We start from the raw sequence: 19876 nt of genomic DNA on the forward strand, positions 1-19876 counted from the left end.
CGAATCAAGGTTCAGCGACCGCGCTGAGGGCCTGTTTGCTCTCGGCGGTTCGAGGCTGCTCGCTATGAGCAGGGCCGTCTCCAGCTAGGACTGCAACTGCCCGGCCATGCCGAGAGAGAAGATCATGACGCCCAAATCGCGGTCGTCCTGATCGTCCTGGGACCGGAAGGTGCGGCTGCAGCGGATCTCGACTTCTCTGAGCTGCGCCTCTTCCTCGGGCATCAGGTATTGAAGCCGGAACTCTTCGCCTTCATCGATGAGATGGACTCCCACCAGGGTCCCGTCGACGACAGCCTCCAGCCGGTTGCTGCGGGGCGAGTAACCGTGCACTTGCAGATAGGGCAGTCCGCCGGGGCTCTGTAGAAAGCAGGTGGCTGACTTGGAAGTCCAGCGGAACCCTTTCTTGTCGCGTTCGTGCCAATACCAGCCCGCTCCGATCTGACGCGAGCCCCCTCCTTGCTCGAAGTCGATGATGGGACCGAAATCGCGCTCCTCCTGGCCGGAAGGCTGGTGCTGCTCGTAGTACCACTGATGACGCAGCTTGGTGCGCAGCTTGGCACGCATCTCGCGGCGCACGATCAGTCCCCAGAACTCGGCATGCGGATACCAGCCCAGCCCCAGCCGGGTGAGCCACCCGCGCCAAGGAAAGAGCTTGCGGTAATCGCTGCGGTCCAGTCCGCAGGGCAGGTCGTGCAGAAAGGCCAGTCCGCTTTGCTTCAGGCAGCGGCGCAAGCGGCCGGGAGTCAGCAGTTGGATTTCGGCGAAGGAATGGTGCTCCCTCAAAAAGGCGGGATTGCGCCAGGCGATGTAGCGGTCGGCCAAGGCCAAAGGCAGGTACTGCGGGAAATAGAGTCCGGTGTGGCCCTCGCGCGGATAGAGCAGGTTGGGCGTGGTCAAAAGCAGCATCCCGGTGGGACTGAGTACGCGCCGCATCTCCTGCAGGAAGCGCAGGTGCCAGCGGGGACCGCCCGGCAGGTGCTCGATGACGTCGAAGGCGAAGATGAAGTCGAAGCTGCCGCAAGCGAAAGGCAAATCCAGTCCGCTGCACTGCATGAAGGAGCTGTTGTCGACCTGGGGCGAAAACTTGAGCACGTGGTGATGGTAGTCGCCGCCGGCATAGAGACGGCATCGGGGGCCGATCAGTTCGGCCATCCCCCCCGCACCGCACCCGATGTCGAGCACCCTCTTGCCCTGGAAGTCGAGCAGGGCCAAAGGAGCAAAAGCGTCGAGCAGCGCCTGATTGCGCTTGCGGCTTTGTGACCAGTACTCGACCCAGCGGCGGACGGCCGCCGGGTCGTCCCCGAAGATCTCCCGCGCCACTTCGCCCATGGCGCTGATCCGCGATTCCTCAGGCTCTGGCTGAGCCGTTTCCTGCGGCTCAAGGGTAGATCTACGTGTCTGCACCGCCTCCGACATAGCCTTTCATTGTACCGCTTCCCGCCGCCGGCGCCCTCAGGCGAGCTAACGGATGCCGGCGAAGAGGTCATCGCAGGGACGCTCTCCGATCTCGGGTCCCCAGGCTTGACGGAAGACCTCGCTCTGAAGACGCGTGCCATCTTCGTCCTGGGGAAAGAAACAGCGCTGGATGGAAGGCCACTGGGTGCGATGGGCCTTGAGGGCTGCCGCCTTACGCTGGGAGTGGGGACGGATGTCGAGGATGAAATCGGCGCCGGGGCGTCGGGGCCATGGCGGTTCGGGGGCGGGAAAGTCCCAAGGGGCCTCGAAAGGGGTCCAGAGCAAGCGCTGCACCTGATGAGGGGCGCCCAGGTCGATGCGGTAACGGAGATCGGCGGCGGCGGCAACGGCATCGGAAGTAAAGCGGCTGATGGCCACGTGATCGGGGTGCTGGTTGAGTCCGTGGGGATCGAAAGTGCAGACCACCTCGGGCCGCCAACGCCTGATCAGGCGGGTGAGCCGCTCCCGCATCTCCTCGGCGGGCGCCTCGCTCAGGTGCTTGTCCTGGTAGCCGAAGACCTCCAAATGCCCGATGTCGAGTAAAGCGCAGGCCTCTTCCAACTCGCCCCGCCGTACCTCGGGCAGTTCTTGGCGGGTGCAGATGGCGGGTTCGCCCACTTTCCCCTTCTGCCCCAGGGTGGCCGTGGCCAGCACGATGGAGACCCCTTCGGCAGCATAGCGGCAGGAGGTTCCGGCCACCAGGAAACTTTCGTCGTCAGGATGAGCGTAGGAATAGAGCAAGCAGGCCATGACAAGAGTCTACACAAAGTGGGCGCGCGATTGACATTGGAGCGGCAGCGGCTTAGATTGGACGGTTTCAGGGCCTCGGCCTGATGTCGTCATAGGAGGAATATCGATGCCTTTGTACGAATTTCAGTGCAAGGATTGTCATCAGACGCTGGAAGTCATTCAAAGAGTCTCTGACCCGCCCCCTCAGGAGTGCCCCCAATGCGGAGGGACCATGACCAAGTTGCTGTCAGCCCCGGCGATTCGGTTCAAGGGAGAGGGCTGGTATATCACCGACTACTCCAGCAAGGGCAAGGAGCCCAAGAAGGAAGATAAAGACTCCAAGGACAAAGACTCGAAGGGAAAGGACACCAAGTCAAAAAGCGAGGGCAAAACCGAGAGCAAGACGGAAAGCAAGGGCGAGGGCAAAGCTTCCAAGGAAAGCAAGAAGTCCTCTTCCTAACGCAGCGCGTGAAAAAGCTTTGATCCAGAGTCTCGCCACGTTCGAGGTGCGACATGCGAAGTTCGAAGGATCCCGCGCAAGGGTGCAATTCGCCAGCCCAGGGCGCAACCCCGGGTACCGAGGTTGATCCGAATGAAGTTAGGATGCAGCATGACCCTCCGTTCTAGTCCCTGACAGGGACAGAAACGCCAGCCCAGCGACTGTGTTAGAAGTCAAGTCCGGGCTCGCTGAAGGCGAGCGATTCGCCAGCCCAAGGGACTGTGTTAGAAGTCAAGTCCGGGCTCGCTGAAGGCGAGCGATTCGCCAGCCCAGGGTCAGCCGCGGCGAGCGCTAGCGAGACGGCGGCGCCACCCTGGGTTTCAGACGGCAAAGGTCCGAACGCTGAAAGCGTGGGATAACGCGACAGGGTGGCTCAAAACTTCTGACGCACTGCACTGGCCCGCGGCAGAAAGAGGTGGTGACTCGTGAAGGTATTGGTGGTGGGATCGGGAGGACGCGAACATACGCTGGCTTGGAAGCTGTCGCAGAGTCCGCGCTTGAGCAAGCTCTACTGCGCGCCAGGTAATCCCGGGACGGCGGGCGTGGCTGAGAACGTCTCCCTCCAGGCCGACGACTTGGAAGGCCTGCTGGAGTTTGCCGAGCAGCAGCGCATCGACCTCACCGTGGTCGGGCCCGAGGCCCCGCTGGTCGAGGGCATCGCCGACCGCTTCCGCGACGCCGGCCTGGATGTTGCCGGCCCCGGCGCGGCGGCCGCCGAGTTGGAAGGCAGCAAAGCCTTCGCCAAGGACTTCATGCAACGCCACGGAATTCCGACCGCCCGCTATCGGCTCTTCCAAGAGGCCGAAGCGGCCGCTCAAGCCGTCCGCTCGGGGGAATTCGGGTTTCCCCTGGTGGTCAAGGCCAGCGGACTCGCCGCCGGCAAGGGCGTCATTATTTGTGCCGGCCGGGACGAAGCCTTGGAGGCCGTAGAGTTCATCATGCGCCAAAGGGCTTTCGGGGCCGCCGGCGACCAGGTCGTCATCGAAGAGTTCCTGGCCGGGGAGGAGGCCTCTTTCATGGTCTTTACCGACGGCCGCCATCTGCTGCCCATGGTGCCTTCGCAGGACCATAAAGCCGCCTATGATCATGACAAGGGTCCCAACACCGGCGGCATGGGAGCTTACTCCGAGGACGGCATTCTCGGCGATGAACTGAAAGAGCGGGTTATGGAAACCGTTATGAAACCCGCTGTGTTGGGCATGGCCATGGAGGGACGCACCTTCCAGGGAGTCCTCTACGCCGGACTGATGCTGACGCCCACGGGACCCAAGGTGCTTGAGTTCAACGTACGCTTCGGCGACCCTGAGACCCAGGCCGTGCTGCCCCGCCTCAAGAGCGACCTGCTGGAAATCTACCAGGCCGTTGCCCAGGGTGACCTCTCGGGCCTCACGCTGGAATGGGACCGGAAAGCCTGCGTATGCGTGGTGCTGGCCGCCAAGGGATATCCCGGAAGCTACCCCAAGGGAATGAAGATCAGCGGACTGGATATGGCCGCCGAGAGTCGCCATACCCTGGTCTTCCACGCCGGCACAAGACGCAACCAGGACGGAGACGTCGTCAGCAGCGGCGGACGCGTGTTGGGAGTCACGGCTCTGGGCCATGACCTGGAATCGGCTATCCTGCGGGCCTACGAAGGCGTCAACAAGATCCGCTTCGAGAACATGTACTGCCGTCGCGATATCGGCGCCAAGGGACTGTCCCGCCACCAATGAGCGTTTTTAGTCTAGGCTAAAAATCTAATTAGGAAGCTCGACAACTGCCCCGCCGCGATGCTACAATTACCTTTGTGTCCTGTCTCGCCTTGGGGTGTTGCGCATCATGACCGATCCACTGACGGCACTGTTTACTGCGGCTTCGCTGGCGCTATTGGCCGCTTTTCTGTTCTGGCCCGGCAAAGGGCTCTACTTCCGCCTGCGCGACTCGCAGGAGGCGCGTCGCCGCATCCGCATCGAGGACGTCCTCAAGCACATCCAAAAGTACGAGAATCAAGGTCTCAAGGCCACCCTGGAGAGCGTGGCGGGAGCGGCCCAGATTTCTCTCGACGAGGCCGGAGAGGTCTTGAGCGAAATGAAGGAGCAGGGCCTTTTGGCCGTGCAGGGAGGCGACTACGGCCTGACCCGCCGAGGACGCCAGATCGCCCTTCACGTCATCCGCACTCACCGTCTTTGGGAGCGCTATTTGGCGGACAGGACGGGCTATCAAGAGGCCGAGTGGCATCAGAGGGCCGAGGTCGAAGAGCATCGCCTTTCACGCCAGCAGACCGACCGCCTCTTCAGGCAATTGGGCAACCCTACTCACGACCCCCACGGCGATCCCATTCCCAGCGCCGAAGGTCCCATGGTGTCGCATGGCGGACGTCCGCTGACGGCAATCGAGAGCGAGCGGCCGGTGCGCATCGTCCACCTCGAGGACGAGCCGGCCACCGTCTATGCCCAACTGGTGGCCGAAGGGCTTCATCCGGGCATGACCGTGCGGTTGCTGGACCGCGACGACCGGCGCATCCGTTTTCGCGCCGACGGCGAAGAGCACGTATTGGCTCCCATTCTGGCCGAGAACATCTCGGTGGTGGCGGCGCCTCAGGACGAGTCGGCCCAGCCGGAAGAGGCCAGCGGACGGCTGAGCGAACTCCAACCGGGCCAACGGGCCCGCGTGGTCAGCGTATCGCCCTCTTGCCGCGGGTTGGAGAGGCGCCGTTTCATGGACTTGGGCATTCTGCCCGGCACCCTGATTGAAGTCGAGCGCCGCAGCCCCTCCGGCGACCCCACGGCCTACCGGGTACGCGGAGCGACCATTGCGCTGCGCCGCCACCAAGCCGGCTACATTCATGTGGGGCAAGTCGAAGAGCCGCAGGCCCAGAAGGAGGCGTCATGAACGATAAGCAGACCCCCGAGCGCCTCCGGCCCGTCGACAAGAGCGCCTCTTCGGCCTGCGCGGCCTGTCCCGCCCACAACCTGAGCAATCTGCGCAGGCTGGGCGTCGACATGGAGGACTGGGACTTCGTTGTGGCCTTGGCCGGCAATCCCAACACCGGAAAGAGCACCGTGTTCAATGCCTTGACCGGACTGCGCCAGCACACCGGGAACTGGCCCGGAAAGACGGTGACCCGCGCCGAGGGCGGCTTTGAAAGCGGCGGCCACCGCTATAAGATGGTCGATCTGCCGGGCACCTATTCGCTGCTCTCCACCAGCTACGATGAAGAGATCGCCCGCGACTTCATCCTCTTCGGGCAACCCGACGTCACCGTCATCGTGGTCGACGCCACCCGCCTGGAGCGCAACCTCAATCTGGTGTTGCAGGTGCTGGAGATCACCAACCGCGCCGTCGTCTGCTTGAACCTGATGGACGAGGCCCGCCGCCTCAAGCTCGAGATCGACGAGCGCCGCCTGGCCCGCGACCTGGGCGTGCCCGTGGTACCTACGGCGGCCCGCTACAAGGAAGGGCTGCCGGAGTTGCTGCAGGCCATCTCCCAAGTCGCCACCGGGGAAGTGATCTGCAAGCCCCACCGCATCGAGAGCGGAGCGGGCGAACTGCGCCAGGCCATCGCCGAACTGTCGCAGCAGATCGAGGAGCAGTTTCCGGGCATCCCCAACTCCCGTTGGATCGCCCTGCGCCTGCTGGACGGCGACGAGCGCATCATTGAAGCGGTAGAAAACGGCGAACTGGAAAGCCTGGTGGCCAGCCAGCAGGAGGCTCCCCAACCGGCCGGCGGAACAGGCCTGCGTTTGGAGGCGGCACAATGAGCAACCCAAAGGCTGCCCAGCTTCTCAAGCGCGCTGAGAGCTTGCGTTGGAAAGTGGGAGCTCAGTTTCAGGACAACCTGATGGAGGCCATCTACACCGATGCCGCCAACATCGCCGACCGGGCCGTGACGGCGCCTCATGAAAAGCCCCGCTTCGATTGGGAGCGCACCGTAGACGATCTGGTCACCAGCCGCATTTGGGGATTTCCGCTCATGCTGCTGATGCTGGTGGTGGTCTTCTGGCTGACCATCGCAGGCGCCAACGTGCCCTCCGGCATGCTGGCCACACTGCTGGTGGACAATGGCCACGCCTGGCTCAAGAGCCTCTCCCAGGCCGTCGGACTGCCCTGGTTTCTGGACGGACTGCTGATCGACGGAATGTACCTGGGAACCGCCTGGGTGATCGCCGTGATGCTGCCTCCCATGGCCATCTTCTTTCCTCTCTTTACCCTGCTGGAGGACTTGGGCTACCTGCCGCGGGTGGCCTTCAACCTCGATAACTTCTACCGCAAGGCGGGAGCCCACGGAAAACAGGCTCTGAGCACGGCCATGGGATTCGGCTGCAACGCTGCCGGGGTCATTTCCACCCGCATCATCGACAGTCCGCGGGAACGCCTGATCGCCATCATCACCAACAATTTTTCCCTCTGCAACGGACGCTGGCCCACCCAGATCCTCATCGCCACCCTCTTCATCGGATCGCTGGTGCCGGCCGTCTACGCCGGACTGGTTTCGGCGCTGGCGGTGGTGGCCGTCGCTCTGCTGGGAATCTTCCTCAGCTTCGCCGTCTCCTGGGGCCTCTCGCGCACCGTGCTCAAGGGCGAGGTGTCGACCTTCAATCTGGAACTGCCGCCCTACCGTCCGCCACGCATCTTGCAGACCATCTACACCTCCCTCATCGACCGCACCATCTTCGTCCTCTGGAGGGCCATCGTCTTCGCCTTGCCCGCCGGAGCCGCCATCTGGCTGACCTCCAACATCAACATCGGTTCCCAGAGCGTGGCCGCTCACCTCATCGAATATCTTTCTCCCATGGGCATGCTGCTGGGGCTCAACGGCGTCATCCTGCTGGCCTACGTAGTGGCCATCCCCGCCAATGAAATCGTGATACCCACCTTGCTCATGCTGACGGTGCTCTCCACGGGCGACCTGAGCAGCTACGGAGAGGGGGCGGGAGTGATGTTCGAGGGCGACCCGGCCGACACCAGGGCCATCCTCGAAAGCGGAGGCTGGACGCTGCTGACGGCCATCAACCTGATGCTCTTCAGCCTTATCCACAACCCTTGCAGTACCACCATCTACACCATCTACAAAGAAACCGGCAGCGCCAAATGGACGGCCATAGCTTCCCTGCTGCCGGTGGCCATGGGGCTGGTGGTCACCTTCCTGGTAGCCCAGGTCTGGCGACTGCTCGTTGGCTGAGCCTGACGGCTGGTGATTGCGAGCAGCCTCATACCGCCGAGAGCAATTAGGCCTTCACCGCGGTCGCTGAAACTTGACGCGTGTGTGAACTTGCTGGCCGCCTGGCGGCCCTAGTCCAGCAGGGCGCGCAGGTCATCTTCGGAGAGGATGGCGATCTCGAGTTGGCGGGCTTTATCGTACTTGGAGCCGGGGTCTGCCCCCGCCAGCAGGTAGTCGGTCTTGGAAGACACTGAAGAGGTGACCTTGCCTCCGTGCTTTTTGATGAGGTCGCCGGCTTCTTTGCGGGTCAAGGTGGGGAGGGTCCCTGTGAGAACGAACTTCATGCCTTCCAGCGCGTTGCCCCGCTGCAGCTTTTCGGCCTCCATGCTCAGTCCGGCGCGGCGCAGCTCTTCGACCAGTTGGCGGTTCTCCTCCACCTGAAAGTAGCTGTGGACGCTCTTGGCGATCTCGGGGCCGATGCCCTCCACCTCTTCGATCTCTTCCTGGGAGGCCCCCATCAAACTGTCCAGGTCTCCGAAGGACTGGGCCAGTTGCTCGGCCACGGTCTCCCCCACATGCCGTATTCCCAAGGCAAAGAGGACGCGAAAGAAAGGGCGCTGCTTGCTCTGCTCCAGGCTCTGCAGGAGGTTCTCCACCGACTTGTCCTTAAAGCCCTCCAGAGCCAGGATCTGCTCATCTTTGTCCTTCAGCCGGTAGAGATCGGCAGGGGACTTGACCAGGCCTTCCTGAACAAACTTCTCGATAGTCTTCCCGCCCAGGCCGCGGATGTCCATGGCTCCCCGGCTGACGAAGTGCTTAAGCGATTCCAGCCGTTGGGCCGGACACTGCCGGTTGGTGCAATAGGCCATGGGGCCTTCGCGCACCACCTCAGACCCGCAGGCCGGACAATGAGTGGGATAGGAAAACTCTTTTTCCTGGCCGCTGCGTTTGCCTTCAACCGGCTTGACCACCTGGGGGATGACGTCTCCCGCCCGCTTGATGATGACGGTGTCGCCTTCCCTGATGTCTTTGCGGCGGATGTCCTCTTCGTTATGCAGGGTGGCTTGGCGGATGGTTACGCCGCCCACCTGAACAGGTTCAAGCAGCGCATAGGGGTTGAGGGTGCCGGTGCGTCCCACGTTGATCTCGATCTTGAGCAGCTTGGTGGTGGCCTCCTGTCCCGGGAACTTGCCGGCGATGGCCCAGCGGGGCTCGCGCGAGACCTTGCCGAGCTGGTCCTGGAAGTCCAGGCGGTTGACCTTGACGACGATGCCGTCGATTTCGTAGTCGAGCGAATTGCGTTTCTCCAGCCACCGCCGGTAGTAATCGACCACCTCCTCGATGCCTGTCTGCAGGGCGATGTTGGGATTGACGTTGAATCCCCACTTTCCGAAGTCGCTGAGAACTTCCCACTGGGTCTCGAACTCGATGCCCTGACTGTAGCCCACCGAGTAGGGGAAGAAGGCCAAGGGCCGCGAAGCCGTAATCCTGGGATCGAGTTGACGCAGCGAACCAGCCGCCATGTTGCGGGGATTGGCGAAGAGGTTCTGTTCCTCTTCGGCCCGCCTGCGGTTGATCTCTTCGAAAGCTGAAAGCGGCAAGTACACTTCGCCCCGAACTTCCACCAGCGAGGGCGCCGCCAGATCCTCCTCCCTGAGGCGCAGGGGAATGGTCTTGATGGTGCGCAGGTTGGCGGTGATGTCTTCGCCCACCTGGCCGTTTCCCCGCGTGGCCCCGTAGGCCAGCCGGCCCTGCTCATAGCTGAGAGAGACCGCCACCCCGTCGATCTTCAACTCGCTCACGTATTCGACGTCGTCGCGCTCCAGTCCCTTGCACACGCGGCGATGGAAGTCCTCCAGTTCGCGGGCGTCGAAAGCGTTGCCCAAGGACAGCATGGGCACCCGATGTTCGACCTTGCTGAAGCCTTCCTGGGGTTCGCCTCCCACGCGCTTGGTCGGCGACTGGGGAGAGTCGAACTGAGGATACTGCTCTTCAAGCTCCTGCAAACGGCGAAACAGCTTATCGAACTCCAGGTCCGAGATCTCGGGATCGTTGAGGACGTAATAGCGGTAGTTGTGGCGTTCGATCTTGTAACGAAGGTCGTCGATTTCTCTTTTGGCCTGCGCGTCGCTGTGCTTTTTGTCGCCCACCGGGGCATCTTAGCATCCAGCGGGGACGCGGCGGCAAAGAGCCTTGCCGGCGGGTAATGAAAAGATGAAGCAGAGGAGCTCCGCCCCGGCCCGGAAAAGGCTCCGGCCCTTGGACTTTCAAGGGGAGTCTCTGCTATGATGCTTCGGCGATGAGCTTGCCGGTTGTCAGCAAGATGCTCTTCACGATTACCTACCCGCCTCGGCGGGCAGTGAGGCATGTGCCCTTGATGAAGCTGCGTGCGCTGGCTCATAAACAGCTCCCCGATCTGGACGTGATCGATACCATCGATCACCTCTTCAAGTGTCCTCGCTGTTTTGACAATTACCGGCGTATCGTGAGCGCCCGCATGATCCCCGCGCCCCCGCCGCCCGGCAAGAAGTCGGCTTGAGCGCCTGGGGCTTGTTTCACCCGTTTTTCGTGTTGGCAGAGAGAAAGAGGTGCAGCGACCCTCCTTCGCTGAAGCTATGGAGGGTTTTTTGTCTCAGCCTGAGACAAAAAAAGAAGCTGGACGGCTCTTCAGGGTCCGTTATGGACTCTTAAGGAGGAGAGAGTCTTAGCTGCCGTCCAGCTTCTGCCTGTCTTTTCTAAAGATGCCGTCATTTCACAAAAGTTACTTTTGTCCTCAACCGGCGGGGCGATGTTCCTTCTCGAATTGCATAAAAGTGTCGACGTATTTCGTTCCGCTGCCGGTATTGAAGACCACAACCGTCTCGTCGGTGCCCATCCACTCCTGCTCCACCAGCCGTTGCAGAGCCACGAAACAGGCGGCTCCTTCGGGACACAGGAAAACCCCCTCCAGACGGCCCACTTCCCGCACCGCCCGGTAGGTGTCTTCATCGGAAACGGCCACTGCGTTGCCGTTGCTTTCCCGCAGCGCCCGCAGCATCAGAAAGTCTCCGATGGCCTTGGGCACCCGCAGTCCGGAGGAAATGGTGTGAGGGTTGGGCCATGCCGGCGCCTCTTCAGCGCCCTCGTGGAAGGCCTTGACAATAGGGGCGCAGCCCTCGGCCTGAACGCTCACCATGCGGGGGCGACGGGAATCGATCCAACCCATGCGTTCCATCTCCTCGAAAGCCTTCCACATCCCGATCAGACCGGTGCCTCCGCCGGTGGGATAGAAGATGACGTCGGGAAGCTTCCAATTGAACTGCTCGGCCAACTCGTATCCCATGGTCTTTTTGCCCTCGATGCGGTAGGGCTCTTTGAGGGTGGAAACGTCGAACCAGCCTTCCTCGTCCTTGCGCCGGGCGATGACGGCTCCGGCATCGGTGATGACGCCCTCAACGTGTTCCACATGTGCGCCGGTCATTCGGGCCTCCACCACATTGGCGGAAGGCGTGTCGGCGGGCATGAAGATGAAGGCCGGGATGCCGGCCCGGGCCGCGTAGGCCGCCAGAGCTCCGCCCGCGTTTCCGGCCGTCGGGATGCACAGCTTTCCGGCCCCCAGCTTGCGAGCCATGGTGACGGCGGCGGAGAGTCCGCGGGCCTTGAACGATCCGGTGGGATTGACCCCTTCGTCCTTCATGAAAAGCTTGTTCAGCCCTAGCTCGGCGCCCAAGCGGCGCAGCGGCAGCAGGGGGGTCATGCCTTCACCCAAGGAGACGATGTCTTCGTCATGGTCGACAGGCAGGACTTCGAGGTAACGCCACATGTCGGGCGGACGGTCGAGCAGCGACGTCTTGCTGACATCATGGGCGGCCTCGTCCAGTCGATAGCGCACCAACAGGGGGGAGGAGCACCGGCGACAGAGATTGTGAAGTTCCCGGTGGGAGAACTCCTCCTGGCAGCGCGAGCATTGCAGGCAGCTTACGTACGACATAGGCGGCTCTATACTATACTCTGACGATGCTAGGAATACGATCCACCACGGTGGTGGTCGTCAGGCGGGGTGATCAGGTGGCCATGGCCGGGGACGGCCAGGTCAGCTTCGGCGACACCGTCCTCAAGCGCTCGGCGGTCAAAATCCGCCGTCTGCGCAACGGCACCGTTTTGACCGGGTTCGCGGGGGCGACCGCGGACGCCTTCTCCCTCCTGACACGATTCGAGACCAAGTTGGACGAGTTCAACGGCAACTTGCAGAGAGCCTCGGTGGAACTGGCCAAGGAGTGGCGCACCGACAAGGTCCTGCGCCAGTTGGAGGCGCTCATGCTGGTTGCCGACCGCAAGCATTCTTTCTTGCTCTCAGGCGACGGCGACGTGGTGGAGCCGGACGACGGCGTGTTGGCCATCGGATCGGGGGGACCATACGCAACAGCGGCGGCCCGAGCCCTGATGCGTCATACCCGCAAGAAGGCCGAAACCATCGCCCGCGAAGCCCTGAGCATCGCTGCTGAAATCTGCGTTTTCAGCAACTCCAACATTACCGTCGAAGTCCTCTGAGGACGTCAAACCCATGTCCACCAAAATAACGGCTCCCGAGATCGAGCCCGTCCGCGATTTGAACGATATGACGCCGCGCGAAATCGTGGCTGAACTGGACAAGCACGTGGTGGGGCAACGAAAGGCCAAAAGGGCCGTGGCGGTCGCCTTGCGCAACCGCATCCGGCGCCAGAAGCTGAGCCCTGAGTTGGCCGAGGAGGTGGCGCCCCGCAACATCATCATGATCGGCTCCACGGGCGTGGGCAAAACCGAGATCGCCCGCCGCCTGGCCCGTCTGGCCAACTCGCCTTTCATCAAGATCGAGGCCAGCAAGTTCACCGAAGTGGGCTACGTCGGACGCGATGTCGAGGCCATCATCCGCGACCTGGTCGACATCGCCGTCGACAAAGTGCGCTCCGAAAAGGCCCGACAGATCGAAGACAAGGCCGAAGCCAACGCCGAGGAGCGGCTGCTCGACCTGCTGCTGCCGCCCATGAAGAAGCGCAGGGAAACAGAGGGCCGGTCAAATAAGCGAGGCAGGCGCAAGGGCCAGGAGACATCCGAAGACTCTGCTGCGGCCGCCGAGATCGCCAAAGTCCGCGAGAAAGAGGAATTGCAGCGCTTCGAGAGGACGCGGGAAAAGCTTCGCAAGCGGCTCCGCGAGGGGAAGCTCGACCAGCGCATGGTCGAGATCGAGGCGTTCGACCGGGTTTATCCGCCTCTGGAGATCTTTACCGGGCAGGGCTGGGAAGAGATGGACCCCAGCATGCGGGACATGCTGCCCGGTTTTTTCGGCGGTCGCGGCCACATCCGCAAGATGACCGTCGATGAGGCCTACGACTACCTGATCGTGGAAGAGGAAAACAAGCTCATCGACATGGAGCAGGTCACTCGCGAAGCCATGGAGCAGGCCGAAGAATCGGGCATCGTCTTCCTGGACGAGATCGACAAGGTGGCCGGACGAGAGAGCGGCCACGGACCCGAGGTGAGCCGGGAGGGCGTGCAGCGCGACATCTTGCCCATCGTGGAAGGCACTACCGTCAGCACGCGTTACGGAATGGTGCGCACCGACCACATACTCTTCATCGCCGCCGGAGCCTTTCATGTCTCCAAGCCTTCCGACCTGATCCCCGAACTGCAGGGGCGCTTCCCCATCCGGGTCGAATTGGACTCCCTGGGCGAAGGAGATTTCGTGCGCATCCTCACCGAGCCCCGCAACGCCCTGGTCACCCAGTACGTGGCCATGATGGCGACCGAGGGTCTGGACATGAGGTTCAGCGACGACGCCGTGCGGGCCGTGGCCCGCTATGCCCACCAGGTCAACCAAAACAGCGAAGACATCGGGGCCCGCCGCCTCTACACCATCATGGAGGCCCTGATGGAGGAAATCTCCTTCGAAGCCCCCGAGATGACGCGCAAGAGAATGACCATCGACGCTCGCTACGTGCGCAAGCAGTTGGCTGAAATCGTTCGGGACGAAGACCTCTCGCGCTATATCCTTTAAGGCTGGGAGTTTGGCTGAGGGAAGGAAACTGCTAAGCTACAGGCGATGCGGACGAGGCCGCGCAAGATGGAAATGACAAAGTGGATGCGGCCGGGCGGTCCGCTTGTAGCGCTTCTGTTGTGGGCAGCCTGCGCCAAGGTGGGGGATCCTCTCCCGCCGGCCCGGGTTTTGCCGGCCGTCCAGGACTTGCGCATCGAAGCCGACGCCAGGCGCGTCCTCTTGACTTTTCCGCTCCCCCGAGCCGAAGTCTCGGCCTTGGAGGTGTGGCTGGCCTGCGGACAGGACGGTCCCGCAGAGGATGACTTCAGGTTGTCCGCCGCGGTTCCGGTAGCCCGCCTGGTGCCTTCGCGCCAGGACCCGCAACTGCGCACCTTCGTGACCGAGAGGAGCCGGGCTCAGCCTTGTCATTATCGTATCCGCTTCGTGGATCCCTCGGGAGCCCGAAGCGCATTCAGCAACACCGTGCGGACGCCCTGAAGCCGCCAAGGAGCCGTTATGAAGATTTTTCTCGACACTGCCAACATCGACGAAATCCGCGAAGGCGCTTCGCTGGGACTGGTGGACGGCGTGACCACCAATCCCTCCCTGCTGGCCAAGGAGGGCGCAAGCCTGGAAGAAGCAGCCGAAGAGATCTGCGACCTGGTGGAAGGACCCATCAGCCTGGAATGCGTCTCAACCGACGCTCAAGGCATGATCGAGGAAGGCCGCAAGCTTTCCCGCATCGATCCCAACGTGGTGGTCAAGGTCCCCATGATCAGAGAAGGCGTCAAGGCCCTGCGCGTGCTGGCCCAGGAAGGCATTCCCGTCAACGTCACCCTCATCTTCTCGCCCTCCCAGGCCCTGCTGGCCGCCAAGAACGGAGCCGCCTACGTGAGTCCTTTCGTGGGACGCATCGACGACATATCCGGCGACGGAATGCAGACGGTGGCCGAGATCCTCACCATCTACGACAACTACGCCTTCGAGACCGAAGTGCTGGTAGCCTCGGTGCGCCACACGCGGCACGTGGTGGAAGCGGCTCGCCTGGGAGCCGACATCGCCACCATCCCCTACAAGATCCTGGAACAACTGCTCAAGCACCCCCTGACCGATATCGGACAGGAGAAGTTCCTGGCCGACCACCGCAAATCCAACCAGCCGGTACACTAGTCGCTCATGAGCCGAGAAGAGAAGCTTGCGGAACTGCGTAGACGCCATCAGGAAGCCGAATTGGGAGGCGGTAAGGAGCGCATCGAGAAACAGCATGCCGGGGGCAAGCTGACCGCTCGCGAACGCATCGACTTTCTGCTCGATGAAGGCAGCTTCGAGGAGCTCGACAAGTTCGTGGTCCACCGCTGCTCCGACTTCGGCACCGACAAGCGCAAGATTCCGGGCGACGGGGTCATCACCGGCTACGGAAAGATCGAGGGCCGGCTGGTTTACGTTTTCGCTCAGGATTTCACCGTCTTCGGAGGCAGCCTGTCCGAGACCTACGCTGCCAAGATCTGCAAGATCATGGACCTGGCCATGAAGATGGGCGCGCCGGTGATCGGACTCAACGACAGCGGAGGAGCGCGCATTCAAGAAGGCGTCGTCAGCCTGGCCGGCTATGCCGACATTTTCTTGCGCAATACCCTGGCCAGCGGAGTGGTGCCCCAAATCTCGGCTATCATGGGCCCCTGCGCCGGAGGCGCGGTCTATTCTCCCGCCATCACCGACTTCATTTTCATGGTGCGCAAGCGCTCCTATATGTTCATCACCGGGCCCGACGTGATCAAGACGGTCACCCATGAAGAGGTCACCAAGAGCGAATTGGGAGGGGCCTCGACCCATTCCGAAACCAGCGGTGTGGCCCACTTCGCCACTGCCGACGACCGCGAATGCCTGGCCATGATCCGGGAGCTGTATTCCTTCCTGCCCTCCAACAACATGGAGGATCCGCCCTTCCGAGAGAGCGAAGACCCGCCCGATCGCGGCGACCTGGCTCTCAACAAGCTCATCCCCGACGATCCCAACAAGCCCTACGACATCAAAGACCTGATCGGGGGTGTGCTGGACGACGGCTACTTCTTCGAGGTGCAGGCGGGTTACGCCGCCAATCTCGTGGTGGGATTCGGGCGTCTGGGCGGCCGCCCCGTGGGCATCGTGGCCAACCAGCCGGCGGTGCTGGCCGGGACCTTGGACATCGCCTCCTCCCTCAAGGGGGCCCGCTTCGTGCGTTTCTGCGATGCTTTCAACATACCGCTGATCACCTTCGAAGACGTTCCGGGGTTTCTTCCCGGAGTCGCCCAGGAGCACGGAGGCATCATCAAACACGGGGCCAAGCTGCTTTACGCCTTCGCCGAGGCCACGGTTCCCAAGCTGACCGTCATCACCCGCAAAGCCTATGGCGGAGCCTACTGCGTGATGGCTTCAAAGCACGTGCGGGCCGATATCAACTACGCTTTCCCGACCGCCGAAATCGCCGTCATGGGGCCTGAAGGGGCCGTGGGCATCCTCTTCCGCAAGACGGTGCAGGAGGCTGACGACCCCAAGGCCAAAGCCAAGCAACTGGCCGACGACTACCGGGAAAAGTTCGCCAACCCTTACGTGGCCGCCGAGAGAGGCTACATCGATGAAGTGATCGAACCGGCCCAGACGCGGCCCAAGCTGATTCAGGCCCTGGAGATGGCATCCTCCAAGCGCGACAACAATCCGCCCAAGAAGCACGGCAACATCCCCCTTTGAGGCAGTCTCATGTTCAAGCGCATTCTCATCGCCAACCGAGGAGAGATCGCCGTCCGCATCATCCGCGCCTGCCGTGATGCGGGGATCGAGACGGTAGCGGTCTTTTCCGATGCCGACCGCTCGGCGCTGCACGTCAAGATGGCCGATCATGCCTTCCACATCGGCCCCAGCCCCTCCTCTCAAAGCTATCTGGTCAAGGAGAAGATTCTCGAGGCGGCGCGGGAATCGGAGGCGGAGGCCATTCATCCGGGCTACGGATTCCTCTCCGAGAACGAGCGCTTCCGCAAGGCCTGCGACCAGGCCGGCGTGGTCTTCATCGGACCCTCGGCCCACTCCATTCGCGTAATGGGCGACAAGATCGCCAGCCGCAAGACCATGATCGAGGCGGGCGTTCCCGTGGTCCCCGGAACCGAGGGCGCGCTGCAGACCTTGGAGCAGGCCCTCGACACCGCCCGCGGCATCGGTTATCCCGTCATGCTCAAGGCCTCGGCAGGAGGCGGAGGCAAGGGCATGCGGGTATGCGGGGACGACAGCCAATTGCGCTCCGCTTACGATCAGGCCCGCAGCGAAGCCGAAGCGTCCTTCAGCGATCCGACGGTTTTTCTGGAGAGATTCCTGCGCCATCCCCGCCACATCGAGGTCCAGGTCTTGGGAGACACCCACGGCAACCGCATTCACCTGGGCGAGAGGGAGTGTTCCATTCAGAGGCGCCACCAGAAGGTGGTCGAAGAGTGCCCTTCGCCCATCGTCGACGAGGACTTCCGGCGCCGCCTGGGTGAAACCGCCCTCAGGGCCGCCCAGGCCGTCGATTACTACAGCGCCGGAACCGTCGAGATGCTGGTGGACGAGCCCGACGAAAAGGGACACAGGCCTTTTTACTTCCTGGAGATGAATACCCGCCTGCAAGTCGAGCATCCGGTCACCGAGATGGTGACGGGCATCGACCTGGTCAGCGAGCAGATCAGGGTGGCAGCGGGAGAGAGGTTGCGCTTCAGCCAGCAGGAGATCCAGATGCGGGGCGCCGCCATCGAGTGCCGGGTCTATGCCGAGGATCCCTTCAACAACTTCTTTCCCTCTCCCGGAAAGATCGCCACCCTCTATGAGCCGGCCGGTCCAGGCATCCGCAACGACAGCGGAGTCTACGAGGGCTTCGAGATCCCCATCCAGTACGATCCCATGATTTCCAAGCTGGTGGCTTACGGAGCCGACCGCCAGCAGGCCATCCGGCGCATGGTGCGGGCCTTGCAGGAATATCGAATCGGGGGGCTGCGCACCAATCTGCCCTTCTTCGAGGTGCTGCTGCGGCATCCCGACTTCTTGAAGGGCGACCTGAGCACCGACTTCATCGACCGCCACGGCTTGATGGAGGAGCTCAAGGAAGAGCAGGAAGAGCAGGACCTCCCCTTGCTGGCGGCCGCCATCGAGTTCTACCTGCACAGCGCCGACCGCTCCGCCAAGATCGGCGCGTCGCCTTCTTCCGCCCCTTCACGAGCCTGGAGAGATTACGGCCGTTTCAACAACCGCTGGTAGACGTCGAACATGAAAGCTCAAGCACAACTGCAAGGACAGGACCCCCTCGATATCGAGATTCGATCGGAAGAGGAAGATTCCCTCTTCTCCATCACTTTGGGCCAAGAGGGAAAAGAGCGCAGGGTGCGCCTGATTTCGCGAAGCGGCGGGCGCTGGACCTTGCAGATCGGCAGCCGCATCGAGGACGTGCTGGTGCAGCGGCGCGGCCAGGACGTCGTCATCGACTGGCGCGGCCGCAGCTACAGCGTGCAGGTCTTCGACTTGCGCCGCCGCCTGGCCCGGCAAAGCGCGGCCCTGGGTGGGCGGGGCGCCGGCATCCTCAAGAGCCAGATGCCCGGCAAGGTCGTCAAGGTGCTCAAAAAACAGGGCGATTCGGTCAAAACCGGCGACGGGCTGGTCATCATCGAAGCCATGAAGATGCAGAACGAACTGAAGAGCCCCAAAGACGGCGTGGTCAAGACCTGCAAGGTAGAAGAAGGCCAAAGCGTCGAAGGCGGGGCCCTCCTCTACGAAATCGAATGAGCAGCACCTCTTGCCTCAGCGCAAGTGGGAGAGGGCCAGGCCGGCCAGGGCGAAGGAACCGGCCACCACGACCGTGGAGGCTTGCTCGGAAGCGGCCTGGAGAGCCGGGCCCAGGTCGGTGACGGGCAGGGCCGTGGGAAAGGCGCTGTGGAGGGCGTCGAGGCGGGCTCCTCGGGGCGAGGGCAGGGTGGTGAGCAGGGTCCGCTGAAAGAGGGGACGGAAAATGTCGGCCACCGAGTGGATGTCCTTGTCGGCGAACATGCTGAAGAGCAGGGTGCGGGGCTCGCTGGTATGGCGGGCGATGAAGGCCGCCAGGGAACGGGCAGCTTCGGGATTGTGGGCCCCGTCGACATAAACCGGCGGACGCTCTCCCACCTTTTGGATACGTCCCGGCAAGCGCACCGAGGAGATGCCTTCCTCGATGTGACGGGCTTCCACCGGATAGCCCTGGGCGGCCAAGTGCAGCGCCGCTTCGGCGGCCAGGGCGGCGTTTTCCATCTGGTGAGCGCCGCGCAGACCCGGACTCAGCTTCAAGCCCCGGTAGTCGAAAGCGTAAAATCCCTCCTGCTGGCTGACTTCACGGAAAAGTCCCGGATCGAGCTGGGAAACGGGACAACCTGATCGGCCGGCCTTTGCCAGCAGAGTTTGCTCGGCTTCAGGTTGCTGGGGAGCCAGCAGCACCGGCTGTCCCGGACGCATGATCCCGGCTTTTTCGGCGGCGATCTGAGAGAGGGTCTCGCCCAGCCAGCGTTGGTGGTCGTAGCCGATGGGGGTGATGATGCTGAGCAGGGGGTCGACGATGTTGGTGGCGTCCAGACGTCCGCCCAGCCCCACTTCGAGGACGGCGATGCGGGCCTGCCCGCGGGCGAAGAAATCGAAGGCCAGGGCGGTCAGGGTTTCGAAGTGGGTCAAGGGTCCCGCCCCCTTTTCCACCGCTTGGGCCACGGCGCTCATGCTGCGGGCCAGTTGCTCGCCGCTGATGCGGCGTCCCCCCAGCGAAAAGCGCTCCTCCAGGTCGATCACCTGGGGCGAGGTGTAGAGAGCGCTGCGCACTCCCGACGCCACCAGAATGGCGTCCAGGAAGTGTGCCACCGATCCCTTGCCGTTGGTGCCGGCGATCAGCAGGCTGGGATAGCGGCGGTGAGGATTGCCCATGATCTCCATCACCGAGCGGATCGATCCCAGTCCGAACTCCATGCCATGGAATTCGTTGCCCAGGCGGCTCAGGTAATCGAGGGATTGGCGGTAGTTCACGATTCTCTTGGGTTGGAGGCTGCGCCCG

At 62.7% G+C, this 19876-nt stretch carries 16 protein-coding genes and 1 pseudogene; 12 read left to right on the forward strand and 5 right to left on the reverse strand.

What is annotated here, in order from left to right; genetic code table 11:
* Positions 1-84: 84 nt before the first annotated feature.
* Positions 85-1416, reverse strand: a complete 1332-nt coding sequence (locus VLU25_03565; GenBank protein ID HSR66997.1) for a class I SAM-dependent methyltransferase — start codon at positions 1414-1416, stop codon at positions 85-87.
* A gap of 45 nt (positions 1417-1461) precedes the next feature.
* Complete coding sequence (locus VLU25_03570) at positions 1462-2205, reverse strand: PIG-L deacetylase family protein (GenBank protein HSR66998.1); 744 nt, start codon at positions 2203-2205, stop codon at positions 1462-1464.
* Between the two features lie 106 nt (positions 2206-2311).
* Here VLU25_03570 and VLU25_03575 point away from each other — a divergent pair, with 106 nt between their 5' ends.
* The 4 genes and pseudogenes from VLU25_03575 to feoB all read left to right on the forward strand — a co-directional run bounded on the left by VLU25_03575 (position 2312) and on the right by feoB (position 7844).
* A complete protein-coding gene (locus tag VLU25_03575; protein HSR66999.1) occupies positions 2312-2644 on the forward strand; it encodes a zinc ribbon domain-containing protein in 333 nt (110 codons plus the stop codon).
* Between the two features lie 464 nt (positions 2645-3108).
* Entirely contained in the window at positions 3109-4395 is a 1287-nt protein-coding gene (gene purD, locus VLU25_03580; protein HSR67000.1) for a phosphoribosylamine--glycine ligase, read from the forward strand.
* A gap of 106 nt (positions 4396-4501) precedes the next feature.
* Positions 4502-5554, forward strand: coding sequence for a metal-dependent transcriptional regulator (locus tag VLU25_03585; GenBank protein HSR67001.1), 1053 nt, complete (start codon positions 4502-4504; stop codon positions 5552-5554).
* A gap of 55 nt (positions 5555-5609) precedes the next feature.
* Positions 5610-7844, forward strand: a pseudogene (gene feoB / locus VLU25_03590) (ferrous iron transport protein B).
* A 110-nt stretch (positions 7845-7954) separates the two neighbouring features.
* On the opposite strand, the gene ligA reads toward feoB, so the two are convergent.
* A complete protein-coding gene (gene ligA, locus VLU25_03595; protein ID HSR67002.1) occupies positions 7955-9973 on the reverse strand; it encodes an NAD-dependent DNA ligase LigA in 2019 nt (672 codons plus the stop codon).
* Between the two features lie 149 nt (positions 9974-10122).
* On the opposite strand from ligA, the gene VLU25_03600 reads away from it, so the two are divergent.
* The gene (locus VLU25_03600; GenBank protein HSR67003.1) at positions 10123-10362 is read left to right on the forward strand and encodes a hypothetical protein; all 240 of its coding nucleotides are present in this window, start codon (positions 10123-10125) and stop codon (positions 10360-10362) included.
* Between the two features lie 234 nt (positions 10363-10596).
* On the opposite strand, the gene VLU25_03605 is transcribed toward VLU25_03600, so the two are convergent.
* Positions 10597-11793 (reverse strand): threonine synthase, encoded by a 1197-nt coding sequence (locus VLU25_03605; protein ID HSR67004.1) that lies wholly within the window; start codon positions 11791-11793, stop codon positions 10597-10599.
* 26 nt (positions 11794-11819) lie between these two features.
* Between VLU25_03605 and hslV the strand changes: the two genes are divergently transcribed.
* The 7 genes from hslV to VLU25_03640 all read left to right on the forward strand — a co-directional run bounded on the left by hslV (position 11820) and on the right by VLU25_03640 (position 18594).
* Entirely contained in the window at positions 11820-12353 is a 534-nt protein-coding gene (gene hslV / locus VLU25_03610; protein HSR67005.1) for an ATP-dependent protease subunit HslV, read from the forward strand.
* A 13-nt stretch (positions 12354-12366) separates the two neighbouring features.
* Positions 12367-13836, forward strand: a complete 1470-nt coding sequence (hslU, locus tag VLU25_03615) for an ATP-dependent protease ATPase subunit HslU (protein HSR67006.1) — start codon at positions 12367-12369, stop codon at positions 13834-13836.
* A 66-nt stretch (positions 13837-13902) separates the two neighbouring features.
* Positions 13903-14313 (forward strand): hypothetical protein, encoded by a 411-nt coding sequence (locus VLU25_03620; protein ID HSR67007.1) that lies wholly within the window; start codon positions 13903-13905, stop codon positions 14311-14313.
* A gap of 18 nt (positions 14314-14331) precedes the next feature.
* Positions 14332-14985 (forward strand): fructose-6-phosphate aldolase, encoded by a 654-nt coding sequence (gene fsa, locus VLU25_03625; GenBank protein HSR67008.1) that lies wholly within the window; start codon positions 14332-14334, stop codon positions 14983-14985.
* 6 nt (positions 14986-14991) lie between these two features.
* Positions 14992-16542, forward strand: coding sequence for an acyl-CoA carboxylase subunit beta (locus VLU25_03630; GenBank protein ID HSR67009.1), 1551 nt, complete (start codon positions 14992-14994; stop codon positions 16540-16542).
* A 9-nt stretch (positions 16543-16551) separates the two neighbouring features.
* Positions 16552-18072, forward strand: a complete 1521-nt coding sequence (accC, locus tag VLU25_03635) for an acetyl-CoA carboxylase biotin carboxylase subunit (GenBank protein HSR67010.1) — start codon at positions 16552-16554, stop codon at positions 18070-18072.
* 9 nt (positions 18073-18081) lie between these two features.
* On the forward strand, positions 18082-18594 hold the full coding sequence (locus tag VLU25_03640; GenBank protein HSR67011.1) for a biotin/lipoyl-containing protein: 513 nt from the start codon (positions 18082-18084) through the stop codon (positions 18592-18594).
* 15 nt (positions 18595-18609) lie between these two features.
* Here VLU25_03640 and VLU25_03645 read toward each other — a convergent pair whose 3' ends face one another.
* Positions 18610-19848, reverse strand: a complete 1239-nt coding sequence (locus VLU25_03645; GenBank protein ID HSR67012.1) for a folylpolyglutamate synthase/dihydrofolate synthase family protein — start codon at positions 19846-19848, stop codon at positions 18610-18612.
* Between the last annotated feature and the right edge of the window lie 28 nt (positions 19849-19876).

The organism is Acidobacteriota bacterium (assembly GCA_035471785.1).
GTDB lineage: Bacteria > Acidobacteriota > UBA6911 > RPQK01 > DATIPO01 > JANQFM01.